Annotated in this window: 15 protein-coding genes; 10 read left to right on the top strand and 5 right to left on the bottom strand. The window is 39.2% G+C overall.

What is annotated here, in order from left to right; genetic code table 11:
• The first annotated feature begins 830 nt into the window (after nucleotides 1-830).
• The 4 genes from VGE44_RS01220 (at nucleotide 831) to VGE44_RS01205 (ending at nucleotide 4,393) form a co-directional block, all read left to right on the top strand.
• On the top strand, nucleotides 831-3,023 hold the full coding sequence (locus VGE44_RS01220) for a DUF5916 domain-containing protein (RefSeq protein ID WP_331075946.1): 2,193 nt from the start codon (nucleotides 831-833) through the stop codon (nucleotides 3,021-3,023).
• Nucleotides 3,024-3,149: 126 nt separating this feature from the next.
• Nucleotides 3,150-3,593: a hypothetical protein gene (locus VGE44_RS01215; protein ID WP_331075945.1), complete on the top strand. Its 444-nt coding sequence runs from the start codon at nucleotides 3,150-3,152 to the stop codon at nucleotides 3,591-3,593.
• Nucleotides 3,594-3,774: 181 nt separating this feature from the next.
• Nucleotides 3,775-4,080 (top strand): type II toxin-antitoxin system RelE/ParE family toxin, encoded by a 306-nt coding sequence (locus VGE44_RS01210; RefSeq protein ID WP_331075944.1) that lies wholly within the window; start codon nucleotides 3,775-3,777, stop codon nucleotides 4,078-4,080.
• Between the two features lie 25 nt (nucleotides 4,081-4,105).
• Nucleotides 4,106-4,393, top strand: a complete 288-nt coding sequence (locus VGE44_RS01205; RefSeq protein WP_331075943.1) for a HigA family addiction module antitoxin — start codon at nucleotides 4,106-4,108, stop codon at nucleotides 4,391-4,393.
• A gap of 94 nt (nucleotides 4,394-4,487) precedes the next feature.
• Here VGE44_RS01205 and VGE44_RS01200 read toward each other — a convergent pair whose 3' ends face one another.
• Both VGE44_RS01200 and VGE44_RS01195 read right to left on the bottom strand, forming a co-directional pair.
• Entirely contained in the window at nucleotides 4,488-5,330 is an 843-nt protein-coding gene (locus tag VGE44_RS01200; RefSeq protein ID WP_331075942.1) for a GNAT family N-acetyltransferase, read from the bottom strand.
• A 291-nt stretch (nucleotides 5,331-5,621) separates the two neighbouring features.
• Nucleotides 5,622-6,221, bottom strand: a complete 600-nt coding sequence (locus VGE44_RS01195; RefSeq protein WP_331075941.1) for a sigma-70 family RNA polymerase sigma factor — start codon at nucleotides 6,219-6,221, stop codon at nucleotides 5,622-5,624.
• Between the two features lie 185 nt (nucleotides 6,222-6,406).
• Between VGE44_RS01195 and VGE44_RS01190 the strand changes: the two genes are divergently transcribed.
• The 6 genes from VGE44_RS01190 to VGE44_RS01165 are packed head-to-tail and all read left to right on the top strand — an operon-like array spanning nucleotide 6,407 to nucleotide 10,481.
• On the top strand, nucleotides 6,407-6,823 hold the full coding sequence (locus tag VGE44_RS01190) for a DM13 domain-containing protein (RefSeq protein ID WP_331075940.1): 417 nt from the start codon (nucleotides 6,407-6,409) through the stop codon (nucleotides 6,821-6,823).
• Nucleotides 6,824-6,852: 29 nt separating this feature from the next.
• Nucleotides 6,853-7,311: a YHS domain-containing (seleno)protein gene (locus VGE44_RS01185; RefSeq protein ID WP_331075939.1), complete on the top strand. Its 459-nt coding sequence runs from the start codon at nucleotides 6,853-6,855 to the stop codon at nucleotides 7,309-7,311.
• 21 nt (nucleotides 7,312-7,332) lie between these two features.
• Complete coding sequence (locus tag VGE44_RS01180) at nucleotides 7,333-7,776, top strand: YHS domain-containing (seleno)protein (RefSeq protein ID WP_331075938.1); 444 nt, start codon at nucleotides 7,333-7,335, stop codon at nucleotides 7,774-7,776.
• Nucleotides 7,777-7,801: 25 nt separating this feature from the next.
• Complete coding sequence (locus VGE44_RS01175) at nucleotides 7,802-8,194, top strand: hypothetical protein (RefSeq protein WP_331075937.1); 393 nt, start codon at nucleotides 7,802-7,804, stop codon at nucleotides 8,192-8,194.
• Nucleotides 8,195-8,199: 5 nt separating this feature from the next.
• Nucleotides 8,200-8,706: a hypothetical protein gene (locus VGE44_RS01170; RefSeq protein ID WP_331075936.1), complete on the top strand. Its 507-nt coding sequence runs from the start codon at nucleotides 8,200-8,202 to the stop codon at nucleotides 8,704-8,706.
• Nucleotides 8,694-10,481: an NRDE family protein gene (locus VGE44_RS01165; protein WP_331075935.1), complete on the top strand. Its 1,788-nt coding sequence runs from the start codon at nucleotides 8,694-8,696 to the stop codon at nucleotides 10,479-10,481. Before VGE44_RS01170 ends, VGE44_RS01165 begins: the two co-directional genes overlap by 13 nt.
• A 65-nt stretch (nucleotides 10,482-10,546) precedes the next feature.
• Here the strand turns inward: VGE44_RS01165 and VGE44_RS01160 are convergent, their stop codons facing one another.
• The 3 genes from VGE44_RS01160 to VGE44_RS01150 all read right to left on the bottom strand — a co-directional run bounded on the left by VGE44_RS01160 (nucleotide 10,547) and on the right by VGE44_RS01150 (nucleotide 16,211).
• A complete protein-coding gene (locus VGE44_RS01160) occupies nucleotides 10,547-12,967 on the bottom strand; it encodes an ABC transporter permease (RefSeq protein ID WP_331075934.1) in 2,421 nt (806 codons plus the stop codon).
• Between the two features lie 487 nt (nucleotides 12,968-13,454).
• Nucleotides 13,455-14,945 (bottom strand): L-fucose/L-arabinose isomerase family protein, encoded by a 1,491-nt coding sequence (locus tag VGE44_RS01155; RefSeq protein ID WP_331075933.1) that lies wholly within the window; start codon nucleotides 14,943-14,945, stop codon nucleotides 13,455-13,457.
• Nucleotides 14,946-14,972: 27 nt separating this feature from the next.
• Complete coding sequence (locus VGE44_RS01150; RefSeq protein ID WP_331075932.1) at nucleotides 14,973-16,211, bottom strand: MFS transporter; 1,239 nt, start codon at nucleotides 16,209-16,211, stop codon at nucleotides 14,973-14,975.
• Nucleotides 16,212-17,410: the final 1,199 nt, after the last annotated feature.

Genomic DNA, 17,410 nt, shown 5'->3' with positions numbered 1-17,410 from the left:
AGTTTTAAATTACAAACCAACCCGCCAAAAGTTTCAGCAGGATCGCATGTTATCCTGATTGATTCAGAGTACCCTGAAGATGATAGTCCGAAAATTGAAGTGCAATTTAAGGGGCTTGATAAAATGGAGGAAATAGAGGTTTCTAAAAAAGATTGATTTATACTGATATTAAGAGAATTTAGAATTGCTTGCGCACGCCTGGGCAATTTCATTATTTAATGTGAGTTCGATGGAAAATCATTCTGAGGGTAAATTTAGATTAATGATTTTCTATGTTTTAGAAAGCAGGGTCTGGTTCGCTTCGGCCCCACCAGACCCGTGTTCTGCCGTAGTTTTTGCCTGGAAATTCCTCTGAAGTATAAAAATCTGGCTGGCAAAAAGCTACAGCTGCCACCCGGGTTTATTTCAAAAGGCAATTGGTCCTTCTGCCGGGCTGCCCTTCCCGATGAAAAACAGCTCCAAGTATAATAAACCTTGCCGAAGGAGGTATCTTCCGGCTATTCGTAATTTGAAATAGAACGCGATTTCTTGCCGGAAATACTCCGGAGGAAAGGGCTGTACCAGCCTATAACACACAGGTATTGATTTCCAAAATCAATTATTGTGGTACAGTGCTACAAGATCAATTATCGATAATAAAGCAAAACCATTCCATCTGTTCAACATTGTTGCTATTAATGATCAATTTTAAAATCGATAGAAACTCAACAAAGAGGTTACAAATCGACTTTTGGATTAAATGAATATAAGACTAAATTAGCGCCACTATAAAGCAAAATTCTATTTCAGACATGCCCCTTCAGTATAAATCTTTTTGGATAATTTCAATCATGTTGATTTTATCACTTTATGCTGAAGCTCAGGAAAATCGAACTCAATCACAAGTCGCAAACCGACCTGTTGTTCAAGCCAAATTATCCACGACAGATCCAATTGTTGACGGTAAAATAATAGGAGATTCATTTTGGGAAAGCATTGAACCCATTGGTGATTTAACACAAATCAAACCTAATGTCGGTGCTCCTGCAACCGAAAAGACAGTAATAAGGATTGCCTATACTGATAAAATGTTTTATATATCAGCTATCTGTTACCATGCTGATCCAAAGGCAATAGTAGTTTCTGACTCAAGAAGAGATGCTGATCTGACGGATGATGATAGTTTCCTGTTTATCCTCGATACCTATAATGATACTCAAAATGGTTTTTTATTCGGGACCAATGCAGATGGCATGGAGTACGATGCCCAAATTGACAATGAAGGTAAAGGCAGTAATAATACCAATCGACAGCAGGGAGGTGTAATCGGAGGCATAAACTTAAACTGGGATGCAGACTGGGATGTGAAGACTGATATCGGTGATTACGGCTGGAGTGCAGAGTTTGCTATTCCATTGCGTTCCCTGCGATTTACAGCTGGAGAGAACCTTGTTTGGGGTATCAATTTTGAGAGGAATATTAGCAAAACTACTGAAACTGCTTACTGGGCAACAATTCCAATAGGTTTTGATCTGAAAAGATTGTCTCTGGCAGGTAAGTTGGATGGATTAAATCTTAAAAATCCAGGCAATTTCAAAATATTTCCATATGTGCTTACTCAGGCAGTTAACAACAGATCAGTAGTGCCCAATAAAACTGATACCAATGTTGAGGCCGGAATGGATTTGAAATATAGTGTAACACCAAGCCTGACATTAGACTTAACCTATAATACTGATTTTGCCCAGGTTGAAGTGGATGATGAGCAGGTTAATCTGGATCGGTTCAACTTATTTTTTCCTGAAAAGAGACCGTTTTTCCTTGAAAATGCAGGTCAGTTTACAGTGGGTAGTCCGGGCGAAGTAGATTTATTTTTTAGTCGTAAGATTGGCATTAGTGAAAATGGGAATATTATTCCTATCACCGGTGGAGGACGGCTTTCAGGTAAAATTGGGCAAACCAACGTGGGATTATTAAGCATGTTTACAGATGATGTTCAAAGTCTGGGAATTGATAAGAACAGCTATAACATGGCCCGGGTAAATCACGATTTTCCCAAACACAGGTCTTCCATTGGAGGGGCATTTATAAACAGAACTGGAATGGGAGGTGGCAATGATGATTACAATCACGTGATGGCGGTAGATGGTAAGTGGGGCCTGGGTCAAAAAGCACAGATTACCGGCTTTTTAGCTAAAAGCGCAACTCCCGGAATTACCGATTCTGATCATTCATATAAACTTCAGTTCAGTTATAATTGGTTAAGATGGGAACTTAGAGCTGCTTACACTGAATTAGGTGAAGGATTTAACCCGGAAGTAGGTTTTCTTCAAAGGAGCGCTTTCAGGAAACCTGAATTTTTTATACAGCACAGGTGGAGGCCGGATAATTTATTGAATCTAATGGAACTCAGGCCTCATATCTCCTTCAGACAATATTCCGACTTTAAAGGAAATTTAGTTACAAGTTACCTCCATATTGACAATCATTGGGTTTGGAAAAGCGGACTGGAAATACATACAGGAATAAATTATACCACAGAAGGGGTTGTTCAGGATTTTAATTTATCAGGGGTCTTAGTGCCAAAATCAACATACAAGCATAATGAATTGCAAGTGGTCATGATAACAAATCAAAACAAAGCAGTTTCATTGAATGCGCGAACTATTGTAGGAGGATATTTTGGAGGAGATCGGATAGCCACAACGGCAACTGTAAAAGCGAGGGTTGGCGATAAACTGAATTCATCCTTCATTGTAAATCATAATATATTAAACCTGCCAAATGGGGAATTAAAAGCTATTGTACTTGGGAATCGTCTGGCTTACTCATTCAGCCCCCGCATGTTTGTTCAGAGTTTAGTTCAATATAACAACAGGTCAAGAATTACTTCAGTAAATGCAAGATTTGGCTGGCTTCAAAATGCGAATAATGGTTTGTTTGTCGTAGTCAATATCGTAAAAGACAAAGATTTGCTTGACTTGCTGGATACCCGGAGCCTGACACTGAAATACACCCGCAGCTTTGATTTATTAAGTTTATAATCTTCGTATTAGCTCAGGACTAGCTCGTCTAATTCCATTATTCAGGCTTCAACTTCAGTTGGCACCCCCTATTATGCTTAAGGATTGGGGTAACTACTTCGATTTATTATATTAAAGAATAAGACTATGAAATATCTATTCATCATTTTACTGTATATCCCCTATTCTGCAAATGCACAAGATATGTCAAACAATACCTTTTACAATTCTTTTATGAAGCACTTTAAATTAAGCCCCCCTCGCGAGCGGTTTACTTCCGGGTTTTCACTCCATTCTATCAAGATGAAAACTGATTCAAAGGGAGTGATTGTAAGCTATGAGCCGAGCCTTAATATTGATAGTATTTTGTTAAAGGACATCGATATGGCCTTCCAAGGGGCGGATAAAGCCGGCTTGACTGCCTTTAAGTACAGTAAGAAAACTTTGATCCTTCCGGTTATGGTGATCAGAGGAAATCCAAGCGGAGTCGACTTTGGAATGTGGCAATATGAAAAGGAACTACGGTCAAATATTGTTCTACTGTCACCGTTTATTTATTTGATGAGCTCAATGAAGCCCATTGTTAACTGATTGACTTTATAATTTGGTATATTAATTTCCGTTAAAGGACGAATTGTGACATCAATCATCAAAAAATTCTTATATAACCAAAATTTGGTATTACCAAAAAAAGGTTATATACTTGTCTGGAAAAAAATAATAAACAAGGCAGAATTTGAAAAAACCGAAATCACACCTCAATACGCCTTAAATGCAAATAATCATTAACGACCATTTTCTAGGTGAAGTGGTGAAAGGTACCTACCATGGTAAGCTACCCTTTCCTAATGAGGTGTTAACAGGTTTCAAGAGGAGACTGGCACAGATGAAGGATATGCGAAATACGCAGGATTTACGTAATCTGAAAAGTTTGCATTTCGAGAAACTAAAGGAAAAAAGATATGAAGGCAAATATTCCATCAGGATTAACAAAGCTTATCGTATCATTTTCGGTATAGATAAAGAGGGTGGTTTAGAGATTATTGAAATAGTTGAGATCAACAAGCACTATTCATAAAACATAATAACAGAGTATTACAGACATGGATCTGATTAAAGACAATAAAGGTAATTTGCTGACTATCGAAGCATTTCACCCGGGCACATTTCTTGAAGAAGAGATTGTCGAACGTGGACTATTAAAAAAAGATGTTGCTAAAGAGTTAGAAATACTTCCTCACCATCTAAGCGAGATTTTTGCTGGCAAGAGAAATATTTCGGCTAAACTTGCAATAAAACTTGAGAAGCTGTTGGGTGTCAGTGCTGCTTATTGGGCTGGACTACAGCTATCGTATGACTTACAACAAGCCCGACAGGTCGAATGTGCCTGATTTTTATTGAGGCTTTACTAAAGAATAGTACCGTCCCCGCTGGCGCGCGTCTGTGGCGCGTGCTTCATAATTTTCTCTCAGCCTCCCATCCCTCCTACCCAAACTCCGGTCCAATAATCGCAAATTGATTCTCCGGTACACCCTTAAAACGATTCGTCCCCCGAAACATCCGAATAAAATTTCGCTGCTCTGTAAAACCAATTTCTTTTAGCCATGTTATCCATTCAGGCTCAAAATGCAAAACATCCAAAAGAACAGGAGACCCTGCACAGTTATTCAAGGCCGTAATTAGCAAATCTTGCGCTATACCGATATTCTGCGCTATAATTGGCCCGATATGAATAAAATCATGTCCGTACCTCCCCATACAATATCCCTTAATTTCATCTCCTTCTTCAATCATAAAGGAAAATCCCGGTGCTGTTTCCCACATCCACTGCAGCAATGACGAACGGTCTGCACCAAAGAATTTGCTGTCAAATCCAACCAAACGGGGCAGATCTTCCTTCTGTATTGCTCTGGCATTTGTAGGATAAAATAAATCCTTTGCAAGCACCAAATTCATCCTCGTCAGTTGGTACTCATCAACAAAATTCAATTTCAGATAGACCTCTCTGCCTGCAGGTGTGGCGTCAAGTTTCACAGTTTCTTCGGCTTGCAAAAGTTTCAGGGCTTCCAGCAATAATTGCTGTCCTATCCCCTTCCGCCGAAAATCAGGGTCAACCAATACCATACCTATCCAGCTAAATGAATGCCCATATCTGATAGTAGTTACCGTTCCAACAATTTGATCCTGAAAAGTGGCTACCATACAGGCTGCGGGACTATGCTGCAAAAATATCTGCCAATCGGATTCTAACTGATTCCATTTGGCTTTACGGCAGAGCTTAAGGCCTTCCGGAATATCATCCGCATGCATTGTCCGATACTTAATCATTATGTCTCTTTAAAAAAAATCACTTTCTATACAGCTCAGCTTCAATACGCTTTTCCAGACTTTGTTTAAAATTACTATCCAAATTTGGGAGATCAGCTTCCTTCTTAAAAAAATGACCTTTCACCATTCTGTTAATCAACAAACTCTGCTGTTGGAATAACTGGCAAACCGAACATCCGGCTAAATGCAATTTGAGCTCAAATTGTTCCTTTATTGAAATCGGTGTCAAACTCTTTTTTTCAATTAAAAAAGTTGCCCTGCGACAATTGTATGTTATTTTCTTTAGTGTATTCATAACCAATTTTTTTGAAGGCAAGCCCTTAAGCTAAGCTTGGTTCTGTGAATAATTACCCAGAAATTCGCCTTACTAAGCCGAAGCTCATCAAGGATCACTTCTGTCTTTTCATCGTCCATATGTTTCAACGTAAATACTGATGCCCAGAGCTTTGGCAATTTCTTCATACAATCCTGCAAGATCCTGTTAAACTCTTTATCCCGGAGCGGGTCTGCCAATTCTTCAAATGGCCTCGGAGCATACTCTTTTTTCCAGTGCCCATTATCATTATAAAAGAAATCATCCTGACTGGCTTCCTCCTGTTTAAGATCCTTGATATTAGCCAATCCCGAAGATTCCTTACGGTACAGGTCAATAATCTTATACTTTAGAATTGCCGTCAGCCAGGTACGTTCAGAACTTTTTCCGGCAAAACCTGACAAGCTTTTTAACCCTGCCAAAAAAGTTTCCTGTACCAGATCCTTTGCCAAATCCTGATCATGAATACGCAAAATCGCATACCTGAAAAGATAATCGGCATATCGTTCAACCCATTTTTTAGGATCTAATATCGATAAATCCTCTAAACCTGCTTCAAGCCCCTTTTCAGTTGGCATCGCTTGAACTGAACTTACACAAACATATCATACTGTTCATTCGTCGGAAGTATTATAAAACCCTTACAAGATATTTAAAATAATCCTTCCAGCATTTTGAGCTATCCTGCACAATGAAAAAAAAATAAAAATAATTGTAAGGCTTTGGCAAAAGGCCCGACAAAATCCACATAAACAAAATGAAGATGAAAACTAATCTGATTTTCTTAACACTATTTGTTCTGGCTGCCTGCAAAAAAGAGAATACTCCAAAACTCATTCTGGACGAAAAAGTAGACCAGGCACTGGCAATGGAAAAAGCTAAAGGCACTTTCTCTAACGGTCCCTATGGAACTGCCTCAGGTACTGCAAAGATCTATACTACTGAATCCGGAACACAGCTGGCATTAGAAAATTTCTCATCCAGCAATGGTCCTGACCTGAAGGTATACCTCAGTAAGGAAAAAGATCCGGTCAGCTTTATTAGTCTTGGTGACCTGAAGGCTACCGGTGGAAACCAGCTCTACAAGATCCCTGATCAGATAAAAACCAGCGATTATAAATATGCACTGATTTACTGCAAACGATACAGCCACCTCTTCGGCTTTGCTGAAATTAATTAATAGTTAAACCCTAAAACAAAATAAATCGAATGAAAACAATAGTCCCCATCTTTCTTATTTTCCTGTTCCTTAACACTGCCGCAGCGCAAAATGCCTATAGAGTAAAGAATTACAATATCGATAAAAGCAGCCTGGCAATTGAAGGATATGACCCGGTAGCCTACTTTGTCTCCAAAAAAGGAATTGAGGGCAAAAAGGATATCAGTCTCAGCAGGGAAGGTATTACATATCATTTCTCATCAGCACAGAATCGTGATCTATTTAAAGCAAATCCATCAAAATATGAGCCCCAGTTTGGAGGCTGGTGCGCTTATGCGATGGGTGAAAATGGCGAAAAAGTATCTGTAGATCCTCAAACCTTTAAAATACTGGATGGTAAACTCTATCTGTTTTACAACAAATTTTTTAACAATACCCTGAAAGAATGGAACAAAAATGAAAATGCACTCAAGCAAAAAGCCGAGCAGAACTGGACAAAATTCAAATAAACTATTTAAAACAAAAAAAACATGAAAAGAATAATGAAAATCGTCGCTATACTACTTTTAATCACATCTGTAGCAAAAGCCCAAAAATCTGAAATCTTTATTAGTGACGGAAAAGCCATTAAGGGTTATGACCCGGTAGCCTTTTTTAAAGAATCCAAGCCTGTAAAAGGATCAGAAAGCATCTCGTTCCAGTACAAAGACGCAACCTGGCTTTTCTCTTCGTCTGAAAATCTGGAAAGTTTTAAGAAATCACCAGAAAAATATGCTCCCCAGTATGGTGGCTATTGTGCTTACGGGACCGCAGGAGGACATAAGGCACCGACACAAACAGATACATGGACTGTAGTTGATGGGAAACTTTATTTTAACTACAACACAAAGGTTAAAGAAAGTTGGGAAAAGCAACAGTCTGCACTAATTGAAAAAGCTAATGTCCAGTGGCCATTAATAAAAGACAAACCGTAAGATCCATAATTAATCAGGTTAAAAAATGACAACAAAACATAAAAATATTGGCCTTGGCTTAGTAAAACTAATCGCGGCAATTATCCTTTTGCAAACACTCTTTTTCAAGTTTTCAGCTGCACCTGTCTCCGTTTACATTTTCAGTGAGCTGGGTATGGAACCCTGGGGACGGATTGGTACTGGCATATTGGAATTAATTGCTTCAGTATTATTACTCATCCCGGGGAAAACCCTTTATGGGGCTATCCTTGGGCTTGGCCTTATGAGCGGGGCAATATTTTTTCACCTCACAAAATTGGGAATTGAGGTGCAAAATGATTCAGGAAAACTGTTCATTATGGCATTAATCGTTTTTGCTGTCTGCATATTTCTGATTAGCTTAGAATGGAAGCAGTTATTTAGGTTCATCAAAAAGTAACAACTATGGTAAATCCGCTCGAACAATCAATCAGCCACTTGCTTACACAGCTTGAAAATGTAGTTTCCGAATTATCAGACCAGCAATTTATTACTCCGATACCTTTGCTTGGCCATTCTACAATAGGTCAGCATATCAGGCATATTCTGGAGTTCTATATCGAATTAAATAATGGATATCGCAGTGGTTTAATAGATTATAATGGGCGCAAAAGAGATCAGAATCTACAGACAATAAGAGAATCGGCAATTACTAAAATTCAGCAAATCAGGAACATAATTATGCTGGAAAACAAAGAGCTGATTGTCACGGTTGATTTTGACTCCGATAAAGAAACCATCCCACATGTGCCCAGCAATTATTACAGGGAGTTAATGTACAATCTTGAACATACCATCCATCATATGGCATTAATAAGGGTTGGAATTTTATTGATCACTTCAATCCAGTTGCCTGAAGATTTTGGTTTTGCCCCATCTACTATCAAGTATAAAAAAGCATGTGCACAGTAAGCTATATCCCATGTGCTGATGGCATTTTCATTACTTCAAACCGTGATGAAAACGATTTACGAGCACATGCAATTTCTCCATCGGCAGAGAATTTTGGGAAATATAAACTGCTGTACCCAAAAGATCCCGGAACCGGCGGGACCTGGTTTGCAATCAGAAATACCGGAGAAGTAGCAGTACTACTGAATGGAGCTTTCGAAAAACATGTAAAACTTCCATCATACCGAAAAAGCAGGGGGCTTATTATTTTGGAAATCATGCAGTCAGAATTTCCGGAAAAGATTTTTGAAGCGCTGGATTTATCAGACATTGAAAATTTCACGCTTCTTCTTTACAGAAATAAATGCCTTTGGGAATACAGGTGGGATGGATTTCAGAAATATACAGAATCTAAAAACCCTGATCTTCCGCATATTTGGTCGTCGGCAACCCTTTATTCTGATCCTGTAAGAAAAAACAGAGAACAATGGTTTAGCTCCTGGCTGGAAGAAGAATCAGAAATTGATCAGCAGAAAATCATTCACTTTCATCAATCTGCAGGAGGTGAAGACAAGGAGAATGGCTTATTAATGAAACGCAGTACGATTTCAACCGTTTCAATTACCTCAGTAAAAATCAACATGGCTGAAATCATGATGCGTTATGAAGACCTGAAACAGGGTTGCATCAAGCAAAGCAGAATCCAGTTAGTTAAAAAAAAAACAAAACCATCATTCCCTGAAAGTTTTGAAATAGCTATCAGAAATGTCCTTACCAGGACACTCAACTGGGAATTCTGGCCAATGCATCTGATTTATGCTCCCATGTATTTTTACTGGTTTTATCTGAGTGCAAGGGCAGGATCATTATTCTTCTTTAGTGCTGCAAATCCTGGCCGGAAAAACGCAGGCTTTGCAATGGAAAAAAAGAGCGACAGCTATGCCTTTCTTCCACCGGAATACTATCCAAATTCAATACTTTGTGAACAGAACACAGCTCCTGAAGTATTAAGGACGATGCTCGAAAATAATGCGATTGATTTCCCATTAATTGCAAAACCGGATATTGGAGAACGGGGAACAGGGGTAAAATTAATTAATAGCTTCATTGAATTAATTGATTACAGTAAATGCAGCAGTACCGATTTTTTGGTACAGGAATTTATTGACTATCCAAATGAAGTGGGCATTTTCTATTCCCGGCTCCCCGGATCTCAATACGGGCAGATCAGCGGCATTGTTGGAAAACAATTTCTTTCTTTAAGCGGCGATGGAAAATCAACGATGGAGAGCCTCATCAAAAGTAACAGCAGGCACCTTTTACATCTTAAAACACTCAGGGAGCTCTATGGGGATCAGCTAAATCAGATCCTGCCCGCGGGGGAAGAAAAGATCCTGGTTCCCTATGGCAATCACTGCCGGGGAGCTAAATTCATTGACCTGAGCTTCATGATCAGTGAAAAAATGACAAACACCATTGACAGAATCTGCAAGCAAGTACCGGAATTCTATTTTGGCCGCCTCGATATTAAATTCCGTACCTGGGAGGAACTTGAAAATGCGGAGAAATTTTCAATTATCGAAATGAATGGGGCTGCCAGCGAGCCAACCCATATGTATGATCCTAAACATTCTATCTTCTTTGCCTGGAAAGAGATAAAAAGGCACTGGGATTTACTGTATAAAATCAGCAAAAAAAATGCAGCAAGAAATGCAGTCCCATTAATGAATACCACCGAAGGCCTGAAAATGCTTAGAGATCATAGCAAACATATCAAAGGGCTTTCCTCTATATAATCAAAAGAAGGGCTGCTATGTTAAAATCACCATTTTCTTAATAATAAACAGTCTCCCGAACCCTCTTATTCTGCACGTAAGCTATTTACCGGATTAGCTAATGCGGCTTTAACTGACTGAAAACTTACCGCCGCGAAAGCAACAATAACAACGATTGAGCCTGATATTATAAAAACTTCCGGCCCAATCGTCACACGATAGGCGAAATCCTGCAACCACTTTGACATAATGAATCCTGCTAAAGGGGCAGCAATTACAAAGGCAATCAAAACCAGCTTTAGAAATTCAGCTGAAAGTAAAATGACCACCTGGCTAACTGAAGCACCCAGCACTTTTCTTATACCAATATCTTTAAGCTGCCGCTTAGTTGATAAATGAGCCAGACCAAATAAACCCAAACAACAAATTATAAGAGAAAGTATAGTTGCAATATTGATAAGCTGCTGCCAACGCTGCTCATGTTGATATTGACTCTCATTTAATTCGTCGAGAAAACTATACTGATAGATGGCATTTGGCATTGCTTGCTTGTAGATACGTTCAAGGGCTATAATGGCCTCCTTTTGCCTCGATTTTTCAAATTTTACCCACATACCACCATCAGGAGTTTCTGCCATATACATCACCATCGGCTTGATCTTTTCATGTAATGATCCAAAGTGAAAATCTTTCACAACACCTACAATTGTTTTCTTTTCGTTTTCGTAATACCGATCCATCCTGATTGTTTGGCCTACCGGATTTTGCAATCCTGCTGCTTTGACAAATGCTTCGTTTACCAAAACACCCTCTCTGATATCTTTTGCAAAAGTGAGCGACAAATTACGTCCTGCCTTCAAGGGAATATTGAGCGCAGGGATGAAATTTTCATCTACATTTTTATATTGCGATTTAAAGCTTTGCCCGTTAACCCTGAGGTCTTCAACCATTCCGTCATTGCCGAAAGAAATCATTTTAATTGCCGGTTCCCTCGCAATTTCGTTTTTCAGGAATTGTATCACAGCCCTATAATCACGAGCACCATTTACTGCTGTACGAATTACATTATCAGGATTATAACCCAAATCCTTTGTGCGGATATAATCCATCTGGCCATAATAGACTATCGTTGAAATAAGCAGAAAAACAGTCATAGAAAACTGGACTATTACTAAAGCTGATCCGAATACATTGCGACCGGATAATTTGCCTTTGTTATATAACACCTCAGAAGGCTTGAACTGCGATAGAATATATGCCGGGTAAAATCCTGTGAGTAAAACGATGCTTATCAATAACAAAATAAAGGAACACAAAAGCCATAAATCCATGACTTCACTAAAGAATATTTGCTTGCCGGTAAGTGTATTAAATAAAGGCAAAGAAAAGTTCATGAGAATAAAGGCCAGCAGAAAAGCAATAGAACAAAGTATAGCGGACTCCTGCAGGAATTGCATCACGATCTGCTCCTTACTGCCTCCAACAATTTTTCGAACACCCACTTCTTTTGATCGTTTCAAAGAAGTGGCGATCGTAATGTTTATAAAGTTTATTGCAGCCATCAACAAAATAAAGAAAGCAATTGCCATGAACATATATGAATAAACCTCACTGCTGCCATTAAGAACCCCATTTTCGACGCCTCCGGCTCCCCGGGTTAAAGGTTTCAGGTGGGTATCTGTGATTGCCTGTAAACCATAACTTATCTGCGGATCATAAGCATAGGTCTTGAAATTTTGAGCAAGCTGCTCTTTGGCGTGCAAGGCAAATACTTTATCAAACTTTTGTCCGACAACATATCTGTTTGCATCAGGATGAAGTACAACAAATGTACCTAAATAAGCATTTAGCCAGTTCGTATCTTCAAACGACAGTTCCATGAATTTGAATGAAAACAAGACATCGAATTGAATTGAGGAATTCTCGGGCGGATCTTGTACTACACCGGTTACAATCAAAGGTTTACCAAGTCTTTTAAACGATGGATCAGCATCTATTTGCAAGTTTTCGCCAATTACATCAATCCTGTTAAAAAACTTTCTTGCCATGCTTTCGGTAATTACTACCGAATTGACATTAGTTAATGCAGTTTCAGGATTACCATGTATAAGTGGAAAAGTAAATACTTCAAAAAATGTTTCGTCAACATATAATGACCTCGCACGAAGCGTTTTATTCTTTGAAATAATATCGCTCATTATGTCCCCACCCATAATACGAACAAAGCTTTTTATTTCAGGGACAGCATCTTTAAAAGCTTTTCCCTGCACCTGCCCGGTTGCGCCAAATGTTGACGGCATCGAATTTTTATTCTCAATTAAAGTAGTAGTAATCCTGAAGAGATTAGGATTGTTTTTATGGAAGTCATCAAAACTATGTTCAGCTCTCCAGTAAATTACGGCAAGGAGCATACAAGTAATTGCAGTGGCTAAACCCAGAATATTTATTGAAGAATATAGCCTGCTTTGCCATAGATGACGGATAGATATTTTTAGAAATTTATTCATAACTCCTTAGTTTCTTTAACGAAAAGGACAATTTCTGCTAAACTTAAATCAATTGTAACCTCATTATGCCAAAGCTAACGTTCTATTAAAATTAGTTTTTTAATGATTCAATTCTTACCTGCTTCTTAGTACAAAATACAAGACAGGGATGGCCGACCAGGATACTGAATTGTAGTATTTTTGCCTTCAACATTATAATAGAACGAATCCTGAAGGAATCAGAATATTACCATTAAAATTAAATCCTTAATAACAATGCCAGATCATAATCTATTGATTATCAATGAACAATTTATTGAATCGGAAAAAATTGTTCGATTTTGGAATTAGAGTGTACGATAATGATACACAATGTGACCCATAGATCCCCCTGTCCGTAGTCTTAAGCGAAGCGTGTCTTCGGATTATTAAATGATTTCCCGTACTTTGGGGAAAGACCCGCTTCACAAAACCCTAAAGGAATAATGAAGCCCCATACCCATGTCGTCTAGTCAATAATCACAGACTCAATATTCAGATAATTCGCAATTTTCTGAATCGTAGCGGCATGATGACCAATGCCAAGTGCAAAATGGTGCGTAGGCCCTTCCATGGTCCAGCGGCGAATAAAATTCCGAACATTTTCCTTAAAATAGCCACGGGTATTTGTATTGCCGGTTGCAGGTATCGGCCCTTTAACAGATTCCCCTTCTGCGATTACAAATTTAAATTTCCCCTCAAAGTTTGAACTGATACTTAATATCGTAATTGGCCCTTCCTTTATTTTGAACTCTACGCCAGCGCCAAATCCGGGTTTACCATGATATTTTTTCAGACTGCGTAATACAGGTCGGCCTTCGGCAATGGCAATATTATGAGGCCCGTCATGACCAACCAATACAAAATCATCCTTGAAATCTACCGGATGAAACTCCGCAAAACTACCCCCAATATTCAGACGATCCATAATCAGCAGGGCCATACAGGTTTTGATATCTGATTCGCCACACATCGGAAAACCCGAACCTGTTAAGAGGGAATTACCGATAGCCAGGTTAGACATTACTAATCGTGTCGTACTATTATCCTCTGCTTCATAATAATAAGCTAAACCATCCAATTGCTTTTCATCAACAAATTTTTCCAGAGCCATAGTTACTTTCGCGGCAACAGCTAAGTCCTCATCTTTTAGCTTCTCTGAAATCGGGTCTGAAACGGGGTCAGGTGTATCAAAGAAATCAAGGATTCTTTCTTTTGCCATTTCAATTTCGCTATTGCTTACCTTTTCATATTGTGCTACTATTTCATGTGCCTCACATTGAATGATATGACATCCAAAATGAGCAGTTATCATCGTAGAATCTGTATGCATATCGAGCATGGCTTCTATCGGATGGCCTATATGCCCTATTCTTACGGTTTTAACATCATGCAAAACTTTAGCAATCCGGCAATATTCTTCTATTTCCAGTTCCGATTGTGGATCATCATGTAAGGTTCCGATAATCATTTCAGGAACCTTCTTCCCCATCCTGACTGCAACCCCGGCAAACTCAGGTAAGGAGCAGATATCATCGTTATATAATTGCATGTAAGTACTTGCATTGGCATAATCCAGTGCTTTATCCGGTTGCAGGGCCACCATTACAATTGGTACATCGATGCTTCTGATAATTGTTCCAAAGGTGCTGGAAGTTGCGTAGGTAAGCATATCGCAAAAGATCAGATCCAGGTTAGCCGCTTTTAATACAGGCACCAAATCATAAGCACTTTTTACATTATCTACTATCCCAAAATCAATTACCTCTACATCATGCTTTTGCAATTTCCCGAGAAAGACAGATTGTTTTGCTTTCAGGGCATCCAGTAAACCCTCAAACTGGTTCCAATATTTATAATATCCAACGCCAAAGACACCAATTCTTGCAATGGTCTGCTTTCTCCGCACGATCCGGGGCTGCAAGCCAGCTTTTGGCTTATTTTCTGTGTTTTTACTCATTTTCCAGGAATATTTTAACTACTATTATTACTGATTTAATGCCTGTTTTGTCTCAAAATTAAATGGTTGTATCCGTCGTATAAAAATAATAAAGAGCATAAAAGCCAATGGGTATAATAAACCGGTTGCGATCCAAATAGGGCTATAAGAATAATTTTGAACGACCAATCCAATTAATGGGTTGATAATTAAGCCTGAAACAGCACCGGCAGTACCCGATAGTCCAACAACAGTTGAGGTGCCATTCTTACCAAAAATATCTGAAATGGCGGTGATGTAATTCGTGATCCAAAAACCATGTGCAAACATGATAACAGCCATTAAGGCAATGGCCATTTCTGCTGTAGAAACCCATGCGATGAACGGAGCAACAAGAGTAAGTAAGGCTGCAATGCCCATTACTGTTTTTCTGGCCCGGTTAACTGAAAAATTGTTCCGGACAAGTTTATCCGAAAACCATCCCCCTATAATATTGGATATTCCTAATGCAAGAAAAGGGATCCAGAAGAGGTTCCCTATTTGTTCGAAAGATACATCCCGCTCGGTGTTCAGATATTTTGGAACCCAAAACATAATAAAATACATCACCGGGTCAAGCAGAAACCGGATAAGAATAAAGATACAGGCTGCCCTGTTCTTCAGAATAGTAAGAAATGGTATTACAGTTTGTTTGACAAGGCTCTGGTTTCTTTTTGCATGACTGTTTTCACCCCAGGGAATATTCATCCAGATCAAAAGCCATACAATTCCGACAATTCCCGGGATGATAAAACTCCATCTCCATCCGAACTGATTTGAAATTAATATGATCAGGGGTGGAGCTATTACGGCTCCCATAGCTGCACCGCCAATTGCAATTCCGTTTGCCAGTCCCCTTTTCTTTTCATCGAACCATTCATATACCGTTTTTGCTGCTCCGGGGAAACAAGCGCCCTCTCCTATTCCCAATAAAAACCTGAAAGCCAGCAACTGATAAAAACCGGTCATCACACCATGCAGACCGCAAGCTACAGACCAAATTCCAACAGCTAAACCCAAACCAATTTTGCTGCCCCAGGTATCGATTAATCTGCCGCCAACAGTAAACATCAGCGCATAGCTTATTAAAAAAGCCGTATTTACGAAACCATATTCAATATCCGAAAACTTGAATTCAGCCTGAATTTTTATAATGGTCACCGATAAAACCTGGCGGTCTAAGAAACTCAAGCCAGTAGCAACAAACAGTAATGCTAAAACTAACCAGGGGCTATAGCTCTTTTTCATAGGTTTGCCTTCATGCTATCGTAAAGCTTTGTGCCGCAGATAATTTAGCTTGTGTGAATTTTTATTATCCCTAATATAATGGTTCTAGGTTGTATTTATAATTAAGTACCATCTTTTAGGATTGTTTTGAAATTCCGGTGATTTGAGCACCTGATTACGGGTTAAGCTGAGGAGTAAGGTGAACCCTATCTGCCCATTGTCCGTATAGTTTAGTGCATCGCCTAAGGATTGCAGAATGATAAAAAGTCCCGCCTATGCTGTTGTCTGAACTATGATTCAGATGATTTATTTAATTATTATGAGTCAATCAATCTTGCTAATCAAAGAAATCATAGTTCAGACAAAATGCTTCAAGTTGAATTTAAAAAAATTGATCCTTTAACACAGCATCATGACAATTGGTATATTAAAAAGGAGGTCGTGGCCTTCGCCACGATGACACATCAATTTTAAGAAAACAGGAGATTCCGGCTCTGAGGCCGGAATCGGATTGCAATATGTGCTAACAGAAAAGATGGTTTACTAAATCAATTCAGTTGTGCTGGCAGATTCCGGCCTTGAGCCGGAATCTCCTTTCTCCCACCACGCCACTGTCATGGCGGGCTTGACCCGCCACCTCTTTACACCACTTAATAATTAATTGTCATGGCGGGCTTGACCCCAATGTCATTATTTAAGGATAAATTACGCGTTAATTACAAAGGAGGTTCTCGCTTTCGCGAGATCCGATAGCTATCGGATGACAACTCCTTGGGTGTTGAGAGGAGATTCCCGCTCAAGGCCGGAATTGGAGCTTTATCAATAGCTGCAATTTACACATTGAAAAGGCCTTTTTTAGGTACTAACTCCGATCCTGGCGAAAGTCAGGATCTCCCCTACTATTAAATATTGAACTGTCATCGTGGCGGAGGCCACGACCTCATTTTCCTCTTAACCTAATGACATTGGGCCTTCGCCGAGATTGGAATGGAAACGACCTCACACTTAGATTCCGGCGAAGGCCGGAATCTCCTGTTATATATTACATCGCCTTGTCATTCCCACGAAAGTGGGAACCTCCAAAATCCTTCATACAACATTCGTAGCTCGGACGAATACTGGAATCTCCTCAGCCAAAACAACCCTTGTCATTCGAAAACTTTCGGATACTGTGAAAAGAGGAACCCCAAGCAATCCTTGTCACACCTGCTTTCGAAATG

This window comes from Daejeonella sp. (genome assembly GCF_036405355.1).
Lineage (GTDB): Bacteria > Bacteroidota > Bacteroidia > Sphingobacteriales > Sphingobacteriaceae > Daejeonella.
The sequence above is the reverse complement of the archived record's forward strand: the minus strand, read 5'-3'. Positions and strand labels throughout refer to the sequence as shown.